General features: G+C 65.8%; 17 protein-coding genes and 1 other RNA gene. 8 read left to right on the top strand and 10 right to left on the bottom strand.

Going from position 1 to position 16,943, the window contains the following annotated elements:
* Positions 1–91 precede the first annotated feature (91 nt).
* Positions 92–1,222 (top strand): branched-chain amino acid ABC transporter substrate-binding protein, encoded by a 1,131-nt coding sequence (locus tag ASD15_RS23145; protein WP_057157399.1) that lies wholly within the window; start codon positions 92–94, stop codon positions 1,220–1,222.
* A gap of 56 nt (positions 1,223–1,278) precedes the next feature.
* Here ASD15_RS23145 and ASD15_RS23140 read toward each other — a convergent pair whose 3' ends face one another.
* Positions 1,279–1,590: a c-type cytochrome gene (locus ASD15_RS23140; protein ID WP_057157728.1), complete on the bottom strand. Its 312-nt coding sequence runs from the start codon at positions 1,588–1,590 to the stop codon at positions 1,279–1,281.
* Positions 1,591–1,725: 135 nt separating this feature from the next.
* Between ASD15_RS23140 and ASD15_RS23135 the strand changes: the two genes are divergently transcribed.
* Positions 1,726–1,950, top strand: coding sequence for a TIGR04438 family Trp-rich protein (locus ASD15_RS23135; RefSeq protein ID WP_057157398.1), 225 nt, complete (start codon positions 1,726–1,728; stop codon positions 1,948–1,950).
* Positions 1,951–1,988: 38 nt separating this feature from the next.
* Here the strand turns inward: ASD15_RS23135 and ilvD are convergent, their stop codons facing one another.
* Positions 1,989–3,851, bottom strand: coding sequence for a dihydroxy-acid dehydratase (ilvD, locus tag ASD15_RS23130; protein ID WP_057157397.1), 1,863 nt, complete (start codon positions 3,849–3,851; stop codon positions 1,989–1,991).
* A gap of 130 nt (positions 3,852–3,981) precedes the next feature.
* Here ilvD and ASD15_RS23125 point away from each other — a divergent pair, with 130 nt between their 5' ends.
* Positions 3,982–4,884 (top strand): LysR family transcriptional regulator, encoded by a 903-nt coding sequence (locus tag ASD15_RS23125; protein WP_057157396.1) that lies wholly within the window; start codon positions 3,982–3,984, stop codon positions 4,882–4,884.
* On the top strand, positions 4,878–5,696 hold the full coding sequence (lgt, locus tag ASD15_RS23120) for a prolipoprotein diacylglyceryl transferase (protein WP_057157395.1): 819 nt from the start codon (positions 4,878–4,880) through the stop codon (positions 5,694–5,696). The genes ASD15_RS23125 and lgt overlap by 7 nt, the downstream gene beginning before the upstream one ends.
* 9 nt (positions 5,697–5,705) lie before the next feature.
* On the opposite strand, the gene ASD15_RS23115 is transcribed toward lgt, so the two are convergent.
* The 6 genes from ASD15_RS23115 to ASD15_RS23090 form a co-directional block, all read right to left on the bottom strand.
* Positions 5,706–6,164: an EVE domain-containing protein gene (locus tag ASD15_RS23115; protein WP_057157394.1), complete on the bottom strand. Its 459-nt coding sequence runs from the start codon at positions 6,162–6,164 to the stop codon at positions 5,706–5,708.
* 77 nt (positions 6,165–6,241) lie between these two features.
* Positions 6,242–6,420, bottom strand: a non-coding RNA gene (gene ssrS, locus ASD15_RS31965) — 6S RNA.
* A 46-nt stretch (positions 6,421–6,466) separates the two neighbouring features.
* Positions 6,467–6,778 carry a cell division protein ZapA gene (locus tag ASD15_RS23110; protein WP_057157393.1) on the bottom strand — a complete coding sequence of 104 codons (312 nt, stop codon included), beginning with the start codon at positions 6,776–6,778 and terminating at the stop codon, positions 6,467–6,469.
* Positions 6,775–7,071: a hypothetical protein gene (locus tag ASD15_RS23105; RefSeq protein ID WP_307188301.1), complete on the bottom strand. Its 297-nt coding sequence runs from the start codon at positions 7,069–7,071 to the stop codon at positions 6,775–6,777. The genes ASD15_RS23110 and ASD15_RS23105 overlap by 4 nt, the downstream gene beginning before the upstream one ends.
* Before the next feature lie 339 nt (positions 7,072–7,410).
* On the bottom strand, positions 7,411–8,007 hold the full coding sequence (locus ASD15_RS23095) for a PEP-CTERM sorting domain-containing protein (RefSeq protein WP_057157390.1): 597 nt from the start codon (positions 8,005–8,007) through the stop codon (positions 7,411–7,413).
* 13 nt (positions 8,008–8,020) lie between these two features.
* Entirely contained in the window at positions 8,021–11,338 is a 3,318-nt protein-coding gene (locus ASD15_RS23090; RefSeq protein WP_057157389.1) for a hypothetical protein, read from the bottom strand.
* A 319-nt stretch (positions 11,339–11,657) separates the two neighbouring features.
* Here ASD15_RS23090 and groES point away from each other — a divergent pair, with 319 nt between their 5' ends.
* The 4 genes from groES to ASD15_RS23070 all read left to right on the top strand — a co-directional run bounded on the left by groES (position 11,658) and on the right by ASD15_RS23070 (position 15,024).
* On the top strand, positions 11,658–11,948 hold the full coding sequence (gene groES, locus ASD15_RS23085) for a co-chaperone GroES (protein WP_056393686.1): 291 nt from the start codon (positions 11,658–11,660) through the stop codon (positions 11,946–11,948).
* A 29-nt stretch (positions 11,949–11,977) separates the two neighbouring features.
* On the top strand, positions 11,978–13,624 hold the full coding sequence (gene groL / locus ASD15_RS23080; RefSeq protein WP_057157388.1) for a chaperonin GroEL: 1,647 nt from the start codon (positions 11,978–11,980) through the stop codon (positions 13,622–13,624).
* A gap of 149 nt (positions 13,625–13,773) precedes the next feature.
* Positions 13,774–14,415, top strand: coding sequence for a PEP-CTERM sorting domain-containing protein (locus ASD15_RS23075; RefSeq protein ID WP_057157387.1), 642 nt, complete (start codon positions 13,774–13,776; stop codon positions 14,413–14,415).
* Positions 14,416–14,484: 69 nt separating this feature from the next.
* On the top strand, positions 14,485–15,024 hold the full coding sequence (locus ASD15_RS23070; RefSeq protein ID WP_082552093.1) for a hypothetical protein: 540 nt from the start codon (positions 14,485–14,487) through the stop codon (positions 15,022–15,024).
* Between the two features lie 58 nt (positions 15,025–15,082).
* On the opposite strand, the gene ASD15_RS23065 is transcribed toward ASD15_RS23070, so the two are convergent.
* Both ASD15_RS23065 and ASD15_RS23060 read right to left on the bottom strand, forming a co-directional pair.
* Positions 15,083–16,357: an MFS transporter gene (locus ASD15_RS23065; protein WP_057157386.1), complete on the bottom strand. Its 1,275-nt coding sequence runs from the start codon at positions 16,355–16,357 to the stop codon at positions 15,083–15,085.
* Between the two features lie 10 nt (positions 16,358–16,367).
* Positions 16,368–16,895, bottom strand: coding sequence for a PadR family transcriptional regulator (locus tag ASD15_RS23060; protein ID WP_229418312.1), 528 nt, complete (start codon positions 16,893–16,895; stop codon positions 16,368–16,370).
* Positions 16,896–16,943 lie beyond the last annotated feature (48 nt).

Genomic DNA, 16,943 nt, shown 5'->3' with positions numbered 1-16,943 from the left:
ATTTTGTCCTGAATAATCGGCGATAAATCGGCGATAATTGCTACAGGCCGTCCAGCGCTGGACGGCCTTTTTTCATTTTAAGGAAAGCACAATGCAAACAAAGTACATCGCTGCGGCGCTCGCGCTGGCATTCACCGGCGGCCTGCCGGTCGTAGCAGCGGCCCAGGAAGTGGTCAAGATCGGCCACGTTGCGGCCACTTCGGGCCCGTCGGCCCACCTGGGCAAGGAAGATGAAAACGGCGCCCGCATGGCGGTGGAGGATTTGAACGCCAAAGGCTTCAAGATCAACGGCAAGGCCGTCAAGTTCGTGCTGCTGGCCGAAGACGACGCCGGCGACCCGAAACAGGGCACGGCCGCCGCGCAGAAGCTGGTGGACGCCAAGATCAACGGCATCATCGGCCACCAGAACTCCGGCACCTCGATTCCCGCCTCCAAGATCTACTACGACGCCGGCATCGCCCAGATTTCCGCCTCGGCCACCAGCCCGGTGTACACGCGCCAGGGCTTCAACACCGCCTTCCGCATCGTCGCCAACGACAACAAGCTGGGCGGCACGCTGGGCCGCTACGCGGTGCAGAAGATCGGCGCCAAGCGCATCGCCGTGATCGACGACCGCACCGCCTACGGCCAGGGCGTGGCCGGCGAATTCATCAAGGGCGCCAAGGGCGCGCAGATCGTGGCCAAGGAATTTACCACCGACCGCGCCAGCGACTTCACCGCCATCCTGACGTCGATCCGCGCCAAGAACCCGGACCTGGTGTTCTTCGGCGGCATGGACGGCATTGCCGGCGCGCTGCTGCGCCAGATGAAGGCGCTCGGCATCAAGGCCCACTTCATGGGCGGCGACGGCGTGTGCACCGAAGCGCTGCCGAAACTGTCGGGCGGCGCGGACGGCATCGTCACCTGCGCCGAAGCGGGCGGCATCCAGCCCAACCAGCGCAAGGCGCTGGACGAGTTCTCGGCGCGCTACAAGGCCAAGTACAACTCGGAAGTGCAGATCTACGCGCCGTACGCCTACGACGCCGTGATGGCGATGACGGCCGCGATGGCCGAGGCGAAATCGGCCGATCCGGCCAAGTACCTGCCCTTCCTGGCGAAGATCAAGTACCAGGGCATCACCGGCCCGATCAGCTTCGACAAGTATGGCGATATCAACAACGGCGCGCTCACCCTGTACGGCTACAAGGACGGCAAGCGCCAGCTGATCGAAGTGGTGCGCTGAGCGGCCAGGCCAGCGCCAAACAACAAAAAAGGAGCCTCGGCTCCTTTTTTGTTACATCATTTCTGGGTCAGTATCCATTTCACCAGGGTCTTGGCTTCCGCCTCGCTCACCTGGGGATTGGCTGGCATCGGGATCGCGCCCCACACGCCGGAACCGCCCTTGACTACCTTGGTCGCCAGCTTGGCTTCGGCGTCCTTCTGGCCGGCGTACTTCGCCGCCACATCCTTGAACGCTGGACCGACCAGCTTGTTTGCTACAGCGTGGCAAGCCATGCAATTCTTGGCCTTGGCCAGGTCAGCGTTCGCCATTGCGGATTGCGTTGCGAAAGCCGACACGGCCACCATACCCAACATCAGAAATCGTTTCATCGTTTTCTCCATAGTAACTACATTCATTCTAACGCCTTTCCACAACGCTGGCATGATAGCCCGGGTTGACGGTCCCCACAATATCAGCCCCGGTATAGGCGTTTCTTTTGTAAGATGATGTAAAGGAGAATTCCCATGCCGCTGATTTTGCTGATACTGGCCCTGTGCGGGCTGCGCTACTTCGAAGTATGGCGCTTTGCCGAGGTGTCCTGGTGGTGGATCGTCGGGCTGATGGTGTTCGCCTTCGCCTGGTTCGAGGTGCTGGAACCGATGCTGGGCCTGGACAAGCGCAAAGCCCACAACGTCGACGAGCAGCGCCGCAAGGACCGCGTGAAGCAGAGTTTCGACAAGAAGAAGTAACAACAGGGGTCAGGCCCGGCGGGCCCGCCCCCTGCTCCTTAGCGTTTGAGCTGCGACAGGTCGCGCACGGCGCCGCGGTCGGCCGAGGTGGTCAGCGCGGCATAGGCCTGCAGCGCTTGCGAGACGTAGCGGTCGCGGTTGACCGGCAGCCAGGCCTCGGCGCCCTTCGCTTCCATGGCGGCACGGCGCGCGGCCAGTTCGGCGGCGTCGATGCGCAGGTTGATGCTGCGGTTCGGGATATCGATGTCGATCATGTCGCCTTCTTCCACCAGGCCGATGGCGCCCCCTTCAGCCGCTTCCGGCGAGGCGTGGCCGATCACCAGGCCGGACGAGCCGCCCGAGAAACGGCCGTCGGTAAACAGCGCGCAGGCTTTGCCCAGGCCCTTGGACTTGATGTAGGAGGTCGGGTACAGCATCTCCTGCATGCCGGGGCCGCCCTTCGGACCTTCGTAGCGGATGATGACGACGTCGCCTTCATGCACGGTGTCGCCCAGGATGGCTTCCACCGCCGCGTCCTGGCTCTCGAACACGCGCGCCTTGCCGCTGAATGTCAGGATGCTTTCGTCCACGCCGGCCGTTTTCACGATGCAGCCTTTTTCCGCCAGGTTGCCGTACAGGACAGCCAGGCCGCCGTCCTGCGAATAGGCGTGCGCCTTGTCGCGGATGCAGCCGGTTTCGCGGTTCAGGTCCAGCGACGCGAAGCGCTCCGACTGCGAGAACGCGGTCTGGGTCGGCACGCCGCCCGGTGCGGCGCGGAACAGCTGGTGCACGGCCGGGTCGTCGCTGCGCTTGATGTCGTTGCGCTCGATGGCGTCGCCCAGCGTGGGCGCGTGGATGCTGTAGACCGAGGTGTCGAGCAGGCCGGCGCGCGCCAGTTCGCCCAGGATGGAGACGATGCCGCCGGCGCGGTGCACGTCTTCGATGTGGAACTTGTCCGTCATCGGCGCCACCTTGCACAGGCAGGGCACTTTGCGCGAGATGCGGTCGATGTCGGCCATGGTGAATTCGACTTCGGCCTCATGCGCGGCGGCCAGCAGGTGCAGCACGGTGTTGGTGGAACCGCCCATGGAGACGTCCAGCGCCATGGCGTTCTCGAACGCGGCCTTGGTGGCGATGTTGCGCGGCAGGACCGACGCGTCGTCCTGCTCGTAGTAGCGCCTGGCCAGTTCCACCACCAGGCGGCCGGCTTTCAGGAACAGTTCCTTGCGGTCCGAGTGGGTGGCCAGGATGGTGCCGTTGCCCGGCAGCGACAGGCCCAGCGCCTCGGTCAGGCAGTTCATGGAATTGGCGGTGAACATGCCGGAGCAGGAACCGCAGGTAGGACAGGCGGAACGCTCGATCTCGGCCACGTCGGCGTCCGAGACGGTGCTGTCGCCGGCCTTGATCATGGCGTCCACCAGGTCCAGCTTGATGATCTTCTGGCTGCCGTTGACCACCTTGACCACCTTGCCCGCTTCCATCGGGCCGCCGGAGACGAACACCACCGGGATATTCAGGCGCATGGCGGCCATCAGCATGCCGGGGGTGATCTTGTCGCAGTTGGAGATGCAGACCATGGCGTCGGCGCAGTGCGCATTGACCATGTATTCGACCGAGTCGGCGATCAGGTCGCGCGACGGCAGCGAATACAGCATGCCGCCATGGCCCATGGCGATGCCGTCATCGACTGCGATGGTGTTGAATTCCTTGGCCACGCCGCCGGCCGCTTCGATTTCGCGCGCCACCAGCTGGCCCAGGTCTTTCAGGTGCACATGGCCGGGCACGAACTGGGTGAAGGAATTGACCACGGCGATGATGGGCTTGTCGAAATCGCCATCCTTCATGCCGGTGGCGCGCCACAGGGCGCGGGCGCCGGCCATGTTGCGGCCGTGGGTGGTGGTGCGGGAACGGTATTCTGGCATGGCGGACTCCTAAGCTACTCCTATGATAGACAGCCAGAGTGCCTTGCCCGCACTGCGGTGTCAAATATAAGATTCCGCCTCCTGTGATACGCTACACATATCACAGCAACGAAATACCATAGGATTCCATATGAACCTCGAATTGCGCCAGCTGCGCTACTTCGCCGCCGTGGCCGAGGAGCTGCATTTCGGCCGCGCCGCGCAGCGCCTGCACATGACGCAGCCGCCGCTGTCGCAGGCGATCCAGGCGCTGGAGGAACTGCTGGGCGCGGCCCTGTTCGAGCGCAACCGGCGCGGCGTGGCGCTGACGGCGGCCGGCATTGCCCTGCTGCCGGAAGCGCGCCGCCTGCTGGCGCAGGCGCAGGAACTGCCGCAACTGGTGCAGCGCGCCGCCGCCGGCGAAGTGGGACGCTTGGCGCTGGCCTTCGTCTCGTCGGCCGACTACAGCGTGCTGCCGCCCTTCCTGCGCGCCTACCGCGCGGCTTTCCCCCAGGTGCAGATCGCGCTGCAGGAAGCCACCTCCGACTTGCAGCTGGAAGACCTGCTGCAGGGGCGCATCGACGCCGGCCTGCTGATCCCGCCGCTGCCCGAGCGCGCGCGCGGCGAGCTCGACTACCTGCCGGTGCTGAAGGAGCCGCTGGTGCTGGCCGCGCCGGCCGGGCTGGCGGCGCTGCACGGCAAGCGCAAGGTGGCCCTGGGCGCGCTGCCGGCGCTGCCCTTGATCATCTTCCCGCGCGCCATCTCGCCGGCGCTGTACGACGCGGTGCTGGGCGTGTTCCGCGCGGCCGGCATCACGCCCGTGATCGGGCAGGAAGCGATCCAGATGCAGACCATCGTCAGCCTGGTGTCGGCTGGCATGGGGCTCGCACTTGTGCCACAATCGGTGTCGAATCTGAAGCGCCCGGGAGTAGAATACCGCGCGCTGCTCGACGCCACACCGCTGGTGGAGACCGGGCTGGCCTGGCGCCGCGACAATCCCTCGCCGGTGCTGCAAGGCTTCCTTGACCTGTTAAGAAAGAACACGCAATGCTGATACACCCGCTGCCCGATCCCATCGCCTTCTCGCTAGGCCCGGTCAAAGTCCATTGGTACGGGCTGATGTACGTGCTGGCGTTCGCGCTGTTCGTGGCGCTGGGCCGGGTGCGCATCAAGCAGCCGCACATCGCCAGGCTGGGCTGGCAGAACAAGGACCTGGACGACATGCTGTTCTACGGCATGCTGGGCGTGGTGCTGGGCGGACGGCTGGGCGAGGTGCTGTTCTACCGCTTCGACTTCTTCCTGCAAAATCCGCTCGAGATTTTCGCCGTGTGGCGCGGCGGCATGTCCTTCCACGGCGGCTTCCTGGGCGTGATGCTGGCCATGTGGCTGTGGGCGCGCAAGGCCGGGCGCAATGTGCTGGACGTGTACGACTTCATCGCGCCGCTGGTGCCGCTGGGCTACGCGGCCGGGCGCATCGGCAACTTCATCAACGCCGAGCTGCCGGGCCGCTATGCCGACCCGTCGCTGCCGTGGGCCATGATCTGGCCCAACGTGGACGCCATGCCGCGCCATCCGTCGCCGATCTACCAGGCGCTGGTGGACGGACTGCTGGTGTTCATCATGCTGTGGATGTTCGCGCGCCACGCGCGGCCGCGGCTGGCGGTCGGCGCCATGTACACCCTGCTGTACGGCTGCGCCCGCTTCTTCACCGAGTACTTCCGCACGCCGGACTACGAGGTGAGCTTGCTCGGCTTCACCATCTCTTCGGGCCAGATGCTGTCGCTGCCGATGATCGTCGGCGCCATCGTGCTGCTGCTGTGGTCCTACAAGCGCAACATCTCCGCCACCGCCCCGGCGCCGGCCTAGCTTCCTTGCTTACTTGAGCAGGGCCAGGATGGTTTTCCATTGCGCCGGGGTGACCGGCGTGATGGACAGGCGGCTGCCCTTTTGCAGCAGCACCATGTCCTCCAGCGCGGGGATGGCGCGCAGCTCGGCCAGCGGCAGCAGGCGCGTCTTGCGCACGGCCTTCACGTCCACCATCTGCCAGCGCGGCTCTTCCGGCTTGGACTTGGGATCGTAGTAGTGGCTCCCGGGATCGAACTGGGTGTCGTCCGGATAGGCGGCGCTGGCCACTTCGGCGATGCCGGCGATCCCCGGCTGCGGGCAGCTGGAATGGTAGAACAGCACGCCGTCGCCCACCTTCATCCCGTCGCGCATGAAGTTGCGGGCCTGGTAGTTGCGCACGCCGAACCACGGCACCGTGGACTGCGGCCGCGCCAGTACGTCGTCAATGCTCATCTCGTCCGGTTCGGACTTCATCAGCCAGTAAGCCATGGCGCTCCTTGGTAGGCAAGCTAGGGACGTAAAAAAGCGGCTGCGCACCGAAGTGCTAGCAACCGCTCTTTGGGGAATGAAGCCCCGCCTGTGCCGCTATGCCGGCATCCCGAACCTGGTGGCTCAGGTGGTCACAGTTAGTTCAATTTCGGGTTCATCGGGCTAGCGACGCTCACTCCCATCAAACAAATTTCCGCGACCGTTGCATACAAATGGTTCAAGGAATATATGGCATCCGCGAACACTGCAGGGTGACACGGAGTTTACTCCTCTATCGCCGCCAGGGAAAGGCCTTTTGTTCGTTAAAACAGATTTTCTTGCGGCGTCAGCGCGCTGTCGAGCACCTTGTGCATGGCCGCCATCTTGTCCTGCATGTCCAGCACCGACATGTCCGACAACGGGCCTTGCGGCGCGCGCGCGGACAGGAATTCGGCCGCCATGCCCAGCGCCGCCATCACGGCGATGCGGTCGTTGCCCTTGACGCGGCCGGCGTCGCGGATGGCCGTCATTTTCTTGTCGAGGAAGCTGGCCGCTTCGCGCAGCGCGCGCTCCTCTTCTTCCTTGCACGCCAGGCGGTACGGCTGGCCCATGATGGTTACGTCCAGATGTATCATTGCACGTCCTCAGGTACCGGCGCGGCCGCGGCCGCGCCGGCGGCGCCTTCAATGGCAGGGATCTTTTCCAGCAGCGCCGACACGCGCGCGTGCGCTTCCGCCAGGCGGCGCTGGCAAGCCGCATTGTCCGCCGCCAGCGCGGCGTTGGCATGGCGCAGCTCCGCATTCTCGCGGCGCAGCGCCAGGCTCATCTCGGCAAGCTGGTCGATTTTGTCGGAAAGTTCTTGGAATTCTGAAATCATCCCGCAACTATAGGATGGCAAGGGAAGCCGCGTCAACAGGTACACGCGCATGATGCACATATTTAGGAGGACTCCCAGGACTATGGGAAAAGTGCCAGGCTTGATGGGCGCGCTAACACTGCCGCTGGCCCTGCCGTTGACGATCTTGCCCGCGCCCGTCCAGGACGAACTGCGCGTGCAGCCGGACGGCTATGCGCTGGTGCAAGGAGTAGTGCTTGAGAACATGCGCGGCTGCGAACGCGACCTGCCCTGCGCGCTGCGACTGCGCGTGCAGGGGCAGGACGTGCGTCTTCTGTATCACGCCGGCGAAGGCGCGGCGCGCTGCCCGGACGACCTGGTGCGCCGGGGCCTGGCCATCGGGCCCGGCACACCGGTGCGCGCGCAAGGCCATTACCGCCTGGCAGGCGCGGTGCACTTCCTCGACCTGTGCCGCCAGCCCAGCAGCGCCAGCCCGGCCAGCAGCAGCGGCGCCGCCGACGGCTCCGGCACCGGCAGCAAGCTGGTCACGGTGGCCGAGTAGTCCAGCCACATGCTGTCGGCGGCCGACACATAGCTGCCGCCCGCCAGCGGATCGCCACTCCACCACTCGGCCGTCAGCAGGAAGCTGCCCTGGTTGACGTAGCCGAGCGGCGCGTTGGCGTGCCATGTCAGGCCGTACAGCCCGAAGGCGCCGCTGGCCGGCATGCTGTCGGCCTGTCCCGGCCCCAGGATCGGGAAGCGGAACATCGACGTCGGCGTAGCGTACTGGAAGGTGTCGGCGCTGACGCCGGTGGTCACCAGCCACAGCGCGGCGTCCAGGTTGGCGATCTCGTAGCCCCAGGACAGCGCGCTGCCCGCCCGCCCGCCGATATGGCCGTTTGCCGGCGTGGTGGCCGCGCTCCAGGATTGCGCGGCGGCCCCAGCGCTCAGCAGCAAGGCCGCCGGCAGCGCCGCCAGCAGGGCCACACGGCGGCCCAGGCCGCGCATGGTGTGCAAGACGTTGTGCATTTTCCTACTCCTATCAAGGCAAGATCATGTGACTGGAAGAGAAGCGCAGCGCGCGGCCGGCACTGTCCACCAGCGCGCCGCCCTCGATCAGCGAAAAGCGGCGCAGCGTGGCCGGTACGGTCACGTACAGCCGCACCGTGGTGGAGACGCCCGGCGCCAGGTCGGGCAGCGCGAGCGGCAAAGTGGGGGACATGGGGTTGATGCCTGGCAGGCCGCTGCCCAGCAAGGGCTGCAAGGCCAGCGAGTCCAGCCGCACCTGCCGCGCCGGGCCGATGCCGTTGTTGGTGAGCCGGACATCGAGATACAGCACGCCCGGCGCCGCCGTGCCCTGGCCCGCCAGCGCGCCGTCCACGCGCGGCGGGCCGTTCTGGCCGCAGGCGCTGTCGACAAAGAACTTGGCGTCGCCTGCGGTAACCTGCCCTGCCGCGTCGAATGCGCGCGCGACCAGGTGGAAGTAGCCGCTGCCTGGCACGATGAACTTGAAGGGCAGCTGGCCCAGCGGCACTGCGGTCCAGCCGGCGCCGCCATCCAGGCTGTACTCCACCCGCGCCAGCGCCACGCTGCCTTGCGCCGCCGCTGTGATGGTGGCCTGGACGCAGGTGGTGGGCAGCGTATTCAGCGGCACGGCGCGCAATGCCAGCACCGGCGGCGCGCCGGCCACGAGCACCGTGACGGCGGCGCTGGCGGTGTTGCCGTCCTGGTCCGTGGCGCGCATGGTCACCATGTGCGTGCCGGCGCGCAGCGTGCCCACATTGAGCACCGCGCCTGTGCCCAGTGCACCATCCAGGCTGGAGGTCCAGCCGATGGCCGCGCCGTCCAGCATGCCGTCGTCCACGTCGTAGGCGCGGCCCTCGAACTGTACCAGTGCCTGCTGCGCGAAGGCCGCGCCGTGCGCCGGCTGCACGATGGCCACGTCCTGCGGCACCTTTTTCAGCACCGTCAGCGGCGGCGAGGTGGCCGTGCCGGTGTTCACGCCGTCCGACACCACCAGCTTGATGCGCACGCTGCCGTTCCCGCCGGGCAGCGTGTCGAAGTCGGCCTTCAGCGTCAGCGCAGCCTCCTCCTTGCCGATCTGCGCCCAGGTGGCGCCGTTGTCGGCCGAGTAGTAAACCTTGGTGGTGTAGCGGTCGCTTTCGGCGTCCGGGTCCGCCACCGACCAGGCGATCTCCTGCACCCCGCTCACGCTGCCCGCCAGCGGCCGCAGCATCTCCACCACCGGGGCAATGCCGCCCAGCGTGTAGCTGCCCAGCGTGGCGCCGGACGGATCGAGCACCACGATGGCGGCGGCAGCCGCGTTGTAGGGAATGAGTTCGAAGAAGGCCGGATTGCCGGCCGGGTCGCCATCCGGGCTCTCGGCGCGCGCCACCGACGGCGTGAACTCGCGCGTAAACAGCACCGCGCCGCCGCTGCCGCGCACTTCGATGCGGTGCGTGCCTTCACCCCGGTCGTTCGGCCCGCGCCGCGCGTCGTCGAACAGCGCGTCCAGTATCAGCGTATCTGGCTCAAAAGTGCCGGACACGCTCCAGAACACGCCGTCCACCACGGCGCGCGGCGCCGGCGCCGGCACCGGGCCCGCCACGGCGGCGTCCCGGCCGCCGGCCACGATGCTGGGCCCGGCCACCGCGCCGCCGCCCAGCGCCGTCATGGCGCGCTTGTAGCGCAGCGGCGAAATCCAGCGCGGCACGCAATAGCTCATGATGTCGAAAGTGTCCTCCGGGGCCAGCGCCCGCGCGTTGCCCGCGTCGAAGCCCACCTCCAGCCGCGCCGCGCTCTGGATGCGGTTGTCGGCGAAGGGCCAGTCGGTGTCCGCATCCGCCGCAGTGTTGTAGCAGCCCGGCGGCGCGGCGCCAGCGGCCGGCGCGCCGGTGTTGGTGTGGCGCAGGCCGAGCGTGTGGCCCACCTCGTGCGCCACCACCTCCCGCACTGTCTCCACGCCCAGCCGCATCGCGCTGCTGCGGCCGATGGCGGCGTGCGAAGGAATGTCGTGCGCAACGCCGCCAAAGCCGCCCGGCGCCGCCGTACGCGCCATGCCGTAGTAGGTGCGGTGCTCGCCGCCCAGCGCCGACAGCCAATCGAAGAAACCGTATAAATCGTTTGCATCCTTGGCCGCCGCCACCCACCAGCCGAACGGATCGGCGTACACCGAGGCGTCGCGCCGCACCACGCTGTTGGTGATCTCCAGGCCCACCGCCGAGGTCGGCGCGATCTTGCGCAGCAGCGTGGTGTTGCCCGCCAGCGCGCTGGCCGGCGCGCACTGCCAGACCCCGGCCGCATTCCGGGCGTCGCACACCGTCACCCCCTTCAGCGTCAGGGTATCGGTCTTGCGGCTCTTGAACGGCAGGTCGTGCTCCTGCAGCACGTTGCCGCCGGAATCGACCACCTTGAGGTTGACGTCCCAGTTCCCTTCCGGCGGGACAAAGTAGAAGTTCACCGCGCGGCAACCGTTGCGCTCGCGCCGCTGATCCTCCGGCTGGCACTGCGGTTGCAGCGTTACGGTGCGGTCCTGGTTGATCTGGCCGCTCGCGCGCAGGGTCACCGTGGTGACCGCGTTCACCTTGTGCATGTAGACGCGCAGCACGCCCAGCTTGCCGGCCACCACCGGCACCGGCGGTTCGCGGCCGGCGCCCAGGCTGGACTTGAGCGCAGCCAGGTCCTGGTACTGCTGGATGGCCTGCGTCATTTCCACCGCCTCGACCCCGATGGTGCCGCACACCTTCAGGTTGTCGATGGCGGTCTGGTTGGTGTTGCCGATCACGCGCACGGTCTTGATCTGGTTGCCGTCGGCCTGCACCGACAGCGGATCCCACCGGTTGAACTCCCCGGTCGGATCGCCCACGCCGCCGCGGACGTTCGGCGCGCCGCTGGCCGTGGCCAGCACATTGCCGCCCTCATCGAGCGCCTGCAGCGTCACGTTGACGAAGGAGGTGTAATACAACTGGACCTTGGAGGCCTTGTTGCCCAGCACGATATCGCGCGTGCTGGGATCGCCGCCCAGCCAGAAGGCCACCGTCTGCGGCGACGGCTCCTGCGCGATATTGCCGGTGCCGCCGGCATCCTGGTCGATCAGGCCCAGCCAGCCCGGCGAGGAAATGCCATCGAATTCCGGGATCGGCGCGGTGTCGCCCACGCCTTCAAAGCCGATCACGCTGCACTGCCGGCCGTCCTCGATGGCGGTGGCGCGCGGCGCCGGCGGCGCGGCCGGCATGCCGGAAGCCGGCCGCGCAGCGCCGCGCGGCTGCTGCAGCACCGGCCCGCCGGCCTGCGCTGATGCCGGCGGGCCGGCGGCCAGCAGGCAGCCGGCCACGACGCCGGCTAACAATGACTTGAACATGGACGGCCTCCTCGCAATTGAGCTATCACCTCCAGTCTAGGCATGCTTGATTTAAATGAAAACTTGTTATTCATGCCATTGCATAACGCTTGAGCCAGCGCAAAGCCGAGTGTGGTTTGCGCGGCATTGGACCCTGTTTTCCATAGGTGGCAATCAAATAAGTTCATGCCTGTCTTGAAATAGGGCATAAGCGTCCCTATAATTGGCACTCGTTAGCCGAGAGTGCTAACAAGATTTCCGAGGCAGCGGCCTGGCAAGCGCCGGCCGCTGCCTCATCGGCACCACACGGTACTTACCACCATTGATAAAGGAGTTTTGTATGAACCTTCGCCCTTTGCACGATCGCGTCATCGTCAAACGTCTCGACCAGGAAACCAAAACCGCATCCGGCCTGATCATTCCTGACGCAGCCGCCGAAAAACCAGACCAGGGCGAAGTCCTGGCCGTGGGCAATGGCAAAGTGCTGGACGACGGCAAAGTGCGTCCGCTGGAAGTGAAAGTGGGCGACCGCGTTCTGTTCGGCAAATATTCCGGCCAGGCTGTCAAAGTCGACGGCGACGAGCTGCTGGTGATGCGCGAAGAAGACATCATGGCTGTTGTAAACAAATAACTTAGAAGCAATTTCAGGAGAATCCGAACATGGCAGCTAAAGACGTAGTATTCGGCGACGCAGCGCGCGCCAAGATGGTTGAAGGCGTAAACATCCTCGCCAACGCAGTAAAAGTCACCCTGGGTCCCAAGGGCCGCAACGTAGTGCTGGAGCGTTCTTTCGGCTCCCCTACCGTGACCAAGGACGGCGTGTCGGTCGCCAAAGAGATCGAACTGAAAGACAAGCTGATGAACATGGGCGCGCAAATGGTCAAGGAAGTTGCTTCCAAGACCAGCGACAACGCCGGCGACGGCACCACCACCGCGACCGTGCTGGCCCAGGCGATCGTGCGCGAAGGCATGAAGTTCGTTGCCGCCGGCATGAACCCGATGGACCTGAAGCGCGGCATCGACAAGGCAGTCGCTGCCACCGTCGAGCAGATCGCCATCCTGGCGCGTCCATGCACCACCACCAAGGAAATCGCCCAGGTTGGCGCGATCTCGGCCAACTCCGACTACTCGATCGGCGAGCGCATCGCTGAAGCGATGGAAAAAGTGGGCAAGGAAGGCGTCATCACCGTGGAAGACGGCAAGTCGCTGAACGACGAGCTGGACATCGTGGAAGGTATGCAGTTCGACCGCGGCTACCTGTCGCCGTACTTCATCAACAACCAAGAGAAGCAAGTTGCCATCCTGGACAATCCATTCGTCCTGCTGTGCGACAAGAAGATCTCCAACATCCGCGACCTGCTGCCGGTACTGGAACAAGTTGCCAAGGCTGGCCGTCCGCTGCTGATCATCGCCGAAGACATCGAAGGCGAAGCGCTGGCGACCCTGGTTGTGAACAACATCCGCGGCATCCTGAAAACCTGCGCAGTGAAAGCCCCGGGCTTCGGCGACCGCCGCAAAGCCATGCTGGAAGACATCGCCGTCCTGACCGGCGGCCAGGTGGTTGCTGAAGAAATCGGCCTGACCCTGGAAAAGATCACCCTGGCAGAACTGGGCCAGGCCAAGCGCATCGAAGTGGGCAAGGAAAACACCATCGTCATCGATGGCGCCGGCGACGGTTCCAACATCGAAGCGCGCGTCAAGCAGATCCGCGTGCAGATCGAAGAAGCGACCTCGGACTACGACCGTGAAAAACTGCAAGAACGCGTCGCCAAGCTGGCTGGCGGCGTTGCCGTGATCAAGGTCGGTGCAGCCACCGAAGTTGAGATGAAAGAGAAGAAGGCCCGCGTGGAAGATGCACTGCACGCCACCCGCGCTGCGGTTGAAGAAGGCATCGTGCCAGGCGGCGGCGTCGCCCTGCTGCGCGCCCGTGCCGCCCTGACCGTCAAAGGCGACAATCCTGACCAGGAAGCTGGCATCAAGATCGTTCTGCGCGCGATGGAAGAGCCACTGCGCATGATCGTGCAGAACGCCGGCGAAGAAGCATCGGTTGTTGTTGCGGCAGTGCTGGCCGGTTCCGGCAACCACGGCTACAACGCATCGAACGGTACCTACGGCGACATGGTTGAAATGGGCGTGCTGGACCCAGCCAAGGTGACCCGCTCGGCACTGCAAAACGCAGCGTCGATCGCCGGCCTGATGCTGACCACCGACTGCATGGTTGCTGAAATCAACGAAGACAAGCCAGCCGGCGGCATGGGCGGCATGGGCGGTATGGGTGGCATGGGCGGCATGGACGGCATGATGTAATCGCCGTAGCGCGCCGAACCGCACCGGTTCATCGCTGAGAAACCCGCAAGGCTCGCGCCTTGCGGGTTTTTTTATTTGCACAAGGAATGTGCAGGCGGCGTCATTCCGGGCTATAATCTCGATGCATTGCAGGAAACACTTGTTTCCTCTTGATAATTATCTACATCCTGCCCATGAAGACCGCCAGCCTGCTCCGCCTCCTCCTCGCCACCTGTTTCCTCGCCCCTGCCGGCGCCCAAGCCTCCACCATCCAGATGGTCAGCAATGGCGGTTTTGAAACCAGTTCCGTTGCCAGCGGCACCTGGGCCATCACCAGCAGCCTGGCGGGCTGGACTGCGGGCGCGCTGGGCGTGGAAGTGCGCAACCACGTCGCGGGCGACGCCTACGCCGGCCAGCGCTACGTGGAGCTGGACACCACCGGCAACAGCTGGATCAGCCAGACGCTGGCCACCTCGGCCGGCAGCACCTACGCCCTCAGTTTCGCCTACGCACCGCGCGAAGGCGTGGCAGCCGCGTCGAACGGCATCGAAGTGTTCTGGAATGGCGCTTCGAAGGGCATCTTCACCGGCAACGGCGGAGCGGGCAACGCGTGGAATGTCTACAAGATGAACCTGGTGGGCCTGGGCGGCGCCGGCGAGCTGAAGTTCGCCGCCGTGGGCGCCAGCGACAGCCTGGGCGGCGCGCTGGACGCCATCTCCGTCACCGCCGTCCCCGAACCGGCCACCCTGGCCACCATGGGCTTCGGCCTCGGCCTGATCGGCCTGTTCCGCCGCCGCCGAAGCCGTCAATAAGCAAGTTGCTGCGCGGGTGCGCTTGGTTTAGTATGGCCGCAACTCATACTATGACAAGGCTGCATCGACATGGCACCGCGCTCTTCGAATTCCAAAACCGCTGCGATTGCCGGGACGCTGGCCGGGCTGCTGGCGGCTGGCCTGGGTGCTTATTACCTGTACTCGGAGCGGCAACCGGCGCAGCCTGCCGCGCCGGCGGCCACGCTGGCCGCAGCCGCCAATGCCGGAAGTGCGCCGCGGCAAGGCGCAGCGGGTGTGCAAGCGGCATCCGCGAAGGGCGCGCTGAGCCGCGAGCAGGCGGTGGCGGCGCTGATGGCGCTGCCGGAGCTGAAGGCGTGGGCAGACCGGATAGAGACCGAATCGAAAGGCCAGGCGCGCGGTGCGCTGATGGAGTACGACGCGCAGCTGCGCACCGTGAAGGGCAAGCAGTATTATCAGCTCAGCTTCGTCGAGAACAGCAGCGACGCGGCGCAGCGCTGGGAAAGCTTCCTGGTGGCGCAGTCCGACGGCGAGATCCTGGTGGACGACGATGTCAGCGGCGAACCGATGACGCTGGAGCAGTGGCGCAAGGATAAGAAGCCGCTGCTGCGTCGCGGCCCGGGCGAGTGATGCCGTGGCGGCTTACGCAGGGCGCGCCCTGCTAACCCGCCCTCCCCGCCCGACCGTCCTACGCGGCGGAGCGCGCTGCGGCGGGCGCCGCCACTGCTGCGCTGTGCACCCGGCTGATCCACCATATCGCCATCACCGTCAGCGCGGCGGCGGCCCAGCCGTTGTAACCGTAGCCTGAAATATGCCCGGCCGCGTCGGTGCTCAGCCAGAGCCCGCCGACGAACGCGCCCAGTCCCGTCCCCATCTGCTGCACCGCCGAATTGGCGCTCAGGAAGGCGCCGCGCCGCGCCGGATCCGGCACCGTCGTCATCAGCGCCTGCAGCGGCACAGTGCGGCCCGACAGCGCCGTCATGAAGAACGGGAACATCAACACCATGCCGATCAGCGGCACATGCGGCAAGTGGGTGATCAGCATCAGCGGCAGGATGGAAAACGCCGCCACGGCGCGGAACACGCGCTGCTTGCCGGCGCGGTCGGCCCAGGCGCCGATGCGGCGCGCGCTGAACAGCGTGGCCAGCCCGCCGGCCAGGTAGATCCAGGTGATCTCGGCCGGCTGCACGCCGTAATTGGCCACCAGCACCGGCGAAATGAAGGGAATCACCAGCATGCCGGACATCATCGTCATGCCCGACAGCGCAAAGGCCTTCAAATGCGCCGGCACGCGGAACATGCCCGCCAGCTCGGGCAGGATGCGCGCCAGCGGCACCGGCGCCGCCTTCAGGTGCGCCGACATCGCCGGCAGCGCGCGCAGCGCCACGCACCAGATCAGCACCGAGAAACCCACCAGCAGATAGAACGCCGACTGCCAGCCGAAATGGGCCGACATCATCACGCCCGCCGGCACGCCGGCAATGGCGGCCAGGCTGAACGAGGTCATGACGATGCCGGTGGCCGCGCCGCGCCGCTCAGGCGGCACCAGGTCGCCGATGATGGCCATGCAGATGGCGCCCAGCACGCCGCCGGTCAGGCCGGCGAAGGCGCGCGACAGTACCAGCACATGGAAATTCGGCGCCAGCGCGCACGCCAGGTTGGAGACGGTAAACAGCAAGAACATGGTCAGCAGCAGACGCTTGCGGTCGAAACGGTCGATATACGTCATGGCCAGCAGGCCGGACAAGCCGGCGCACCAGGAATACACCGACACCGCGCCCGATACGGCAGCGGGCGTCTTGCCGAACGCCTGCATCAGCTGCGGCGCCAGCGGCATCATCACCATGAAATCCATGATGACGGTGAACTGGGTCAGCGCCAGCAGCCACAGGATCAGGCGCTCGCGCGTGGCCGACACCGGCGATACAGGCGGCAGGGGTGCTACAGGGGAGACATTGGTCATAGGCTTCCGTTCAATCGAGCTGGTTGATGTCGGCGGCAGCTTTGCGCAGGATAGCGCGGATATGCTGCAACCGTGTTTCGTTCGCCGAGCCGTCGCGCGCGCGCCGGATCACCGCTTCCTTCAGTTCGTGCATCAGCGAGCGCAGGTCGCCGCCCGCCTCGGCCGGCTCGCTCAGGCGCGCCATCATGGCGTCCACCATCTGGCGGTTCTCGTCCAGGAAAGCCTGGCCGTCGGGCGTGACGGTGTGCAGCTTCTTGGCGCCGTCATGGCTGATCGACACGTGGCCCATGTCGTACAGCATGGCCATCAGCGGATAGATCGCGCCGGGGCTGGGCGAGTAGCTGCCGCCGGTGCGCTGCTCCAGCTCCTTGATGATTTCGTAGCCGTGGCGCGGCTTCTCCGCGATCAGCTGCAGCACCACGTAGCGCATGGCGCCCGAATCGAACATTTTGGGACCGCGCCCGCCGCCGCCGCGATGGTGGCCGTGGCCGTGCATATGAGGATGGAAACGGTGCGGACCCTTGAAAAAGTGGAACATGAAATTCTCCATAAGATATATCGAAGTAAGATATATCTTAACCTGTTT

Source organism: Massilia sp. Root351 (assembly GCF_001425045.1).
Classification (GTDB): domain Bacteria; phylum Pseudomonadota; class Gammaproteobacteria; order Burkholderiales; family Burkholderiaceae_D; genus Rugamonas.
This window is presented reverse-complemented; position numbering and strand designations above follow the sequence as displayed.